The organism is Roseivirga sp. UBA1976, assembly GCF_002336325.1.
In the GTDB taxonomy this organism is placed as follows: domain Bacteria; phylum Bacteroidota; class Bacteroidia; order Cytophagales; family Cyclobacteriaceae; genus Roseivirga; species Roseivirga thermotolerans.
In genome coordinates, this window is record NZ_DDDQ01000051.1 from 1 (window position 1) to 2,570 (window position 2,570).

Sequence of the window (2,570 nt, forward strand, 5' to 3'; positions counted from 1 at the left end):
ACCTACTGCTTAGAAGGCAGTTGCTCTATCCAGTTGAGCTAGCAGACCAACGGGCTTTTGCAAAAGCGAGTGCAAATATATGGAAAAGCATTTTTTTAAGGCAATCAAAACCTTAAAAAATGTCCGTAAAAAATGTGTCTCTCATGCCGGGTTAGGGTCATTGGCAGTATTCGGGTAACTTAAATGATTCAACCAAAATAAGTTATGAGAAACACAGTCGCTTTTGCTCTGTCTATTTTTTTATTTATTCCTGCCATTCTATCTGCTCAAACACTCAATCGGGTAGATTCAGTCAAGGTTGACCAGGCCAACATTTGGGGAGTACTGGCCGAGGCCAATGAACACATGGGTTTGACTGTTTCACGCGGCAACATTATCTATTTCCAATACATCAATGAGGCCATGCAGCGAGTGGGAGACCAGGTAGCAGTGATTTCAGAGAACGATGGTTTACCCAAAATAGTCGATCATAAAACCGTGTTTTGGAAAGGAGCCTACTATGTAAGTTTTTCATCGGCCGGAGATAAACAGCTCTATCTTGTGAAGCTCAATGCCCAGGGACAACGGGTTGGCGATATTGTTACGGTGTGGGATCAGGATACGCGCCCATCGAATGAGCCGGGCAAACCAACTAACGACATGATTCTTATTACCACTCCTGATGTGCTTTATGTGGGACATTTTCAACCAGCCAATCAGCATTATATTCATGGCTTTGATGCCGACCTCAACCGGGTTTCTGATCCGTTTTTAACCGATGGTTCGTTGCCCCACAATAATGTAGGAGGTGGACTGTATGTAAATGAGAAAATACACTTGTTTACCGGGAGTATGTTTGGAGGAGAGTCTGACCTGATAGTAACGGAGTGGGACAAAGATTTTCAACCGGCCGCACAGGAGCCCCGAACGCTCATTGATAGTGAAAATGGAAACGCCAACTGGTTTGCGACAGGGGTTGCTCATGACGAACAAACCGGATATTGGTATGTTGGATACCAACATCTGTATGAGGGAGAAGTGCTAGATGAAGAGCATGTGGATTTGGCTGTTTTCGATCGCTGTTTCAATCTAATTTATCGCGAACATGTAACAGCTCAGAGGAATTTCAGACCTCACTTACTCATTAAGGGGAACTATCTGTATATGACTTACGATCAGGCTGGTGGTGGTGTATTTATGCATAAGTATGATTTGCTGGAAGAAGGATTTGGCTCTACTGAATGTGGCGATGATGGAAAAGGAGGAGGTCAGAATGACGTTCCCATTCAACTAGACAATAACAGTTTTGCCGAAAGTGCCGAAGAAGGAACCGCAGTAGGGAAATTCTTTATTGAGGGGGCTACTGAAGATATCACCTACACTCTGGTTGCCGGAGAAGGTGATACTCACAACAGTATGTTTTCTATTTCGGCCGATGAACTGTTAACGGCTGCTGTGTTCAACTATGAAGACCTGCATGAACTCAGCATTCGAGTAAAGGCCACAGCAGGAGATCAGTCGGCCGAGAAGCAGTTTGATATCATTGTAGAAAACGTGATAGAGCATTCTCTTTCCATAACCGGCACGCTGGCCTTTGCCTCCACAGAGGTAGGAGAGAGTTCTTCGCTAAGTATAACGCTCACACACACCGGAGAAGATGATGGCCTTGAAATTAGTAATATCACTGTTCCCGATGGATTTTCTGTAAACAAAACCTCTGCTACGCTAAACGTAGAAGAAGAAGTGACAATTGAGGTTACATTCTCGCCAACGGAAGCTAAAACGTATAGCGGCAATCTTGAAATCACCTCATCGGCCGGTAGTCAACAGCTGGCAGTGTCGGGTACCGGAGAAATGGTGCTGGGGCTAGAGACTGAGCCTGAATGGGCCCGTACCCTTGAATTGTATCCTCAACCGGCAACAGAGATGGTAAATTTAAAATTAGGAGCCAACAATGGAGCATACATTCAAGAGGTGCGTTTGCTTAATGCGCTGGGTGAGCCCCTAGTTCAACAAGCGATCAATAATCAAAAGGCAACAAGCCTTAATATGGCTGAGCAGCCTTCAGGGGTTTATGTGGTTTGGATAAGTACTAATCTGGGACTCATCAAAAAGCGATTGTTGAAGCAATAAAAATCGTCATTTCCTGTATCTTCAAGCTTATATTCTTAGCATGAAGACAGACGTATCTACAGAAAACCTAAAGAAGGGAGCTTATTGGACCATTATTCTAGTTGGGGCAGTTTTCTCGCTAATTTACTTTAGGTCTTTTCTGGAGCCAATTGTGCTGGCTTTGCTGGTGTGGTATCTCATACGCACCACCCGCAAGTACATTGCCAAGCTAACCATTGGTGGTCGGTCGCTTCCGCAGTGGTTGCAGCGGGTTGTGGCCTTTTTGCTTACCGTATCGTTTATCTACGGAGTTTATCAGATCATATCGGTCAATATTTCGCTCATCACGGCCAATTCCGATAGCTACGATAAGAACCTTAGGCTATTTCTGGCGCAAATGAGAGAGTTTACCGGGCGATACGATTTCATTCCCAATATAGAAGACGCTATTCAGAGTATTGATTATCAGTCCATCCTAA

At 44.5% G+C, this 2,570-nt stretch carries 2 protein-coding genes; both read left to right on the forward strand.

Going from position 1 to position 2,570, the window contains the following annotated elements:
• The first annotated feature begins 204 nt into the window (after positions 1–204).
• A complete protein-coding gene (locus tag B3763_RS05485) occupies positions 205–2,112 on the forward strand; it encodes a T9SS type A sorting domain-containing protein (protein ID WP_286744520.1) in 1,908 nt (635 codons plus the stop codon).
• A 40-nt stretch (positions 2,113–2,152) separates the two neighbouring features.
• Positions 2,153–2,570 (forward strand): hypothetical protein (locus B3763_RS05490; RefSeq protein ID WP_286744523.1); only part of this gene is annotated, 418 nt, incomplete at its 3' end.

Bases quoted from the DNA above. Each gene is read 5' to 3' on its own strand.
- B3763_RS05485 (WP_286744520.1), top strand. From the start codon at position 205: ATGAGAAACACAGTCGCTTTTGCTCTGTCTATTTTTTTATTTATTCCT.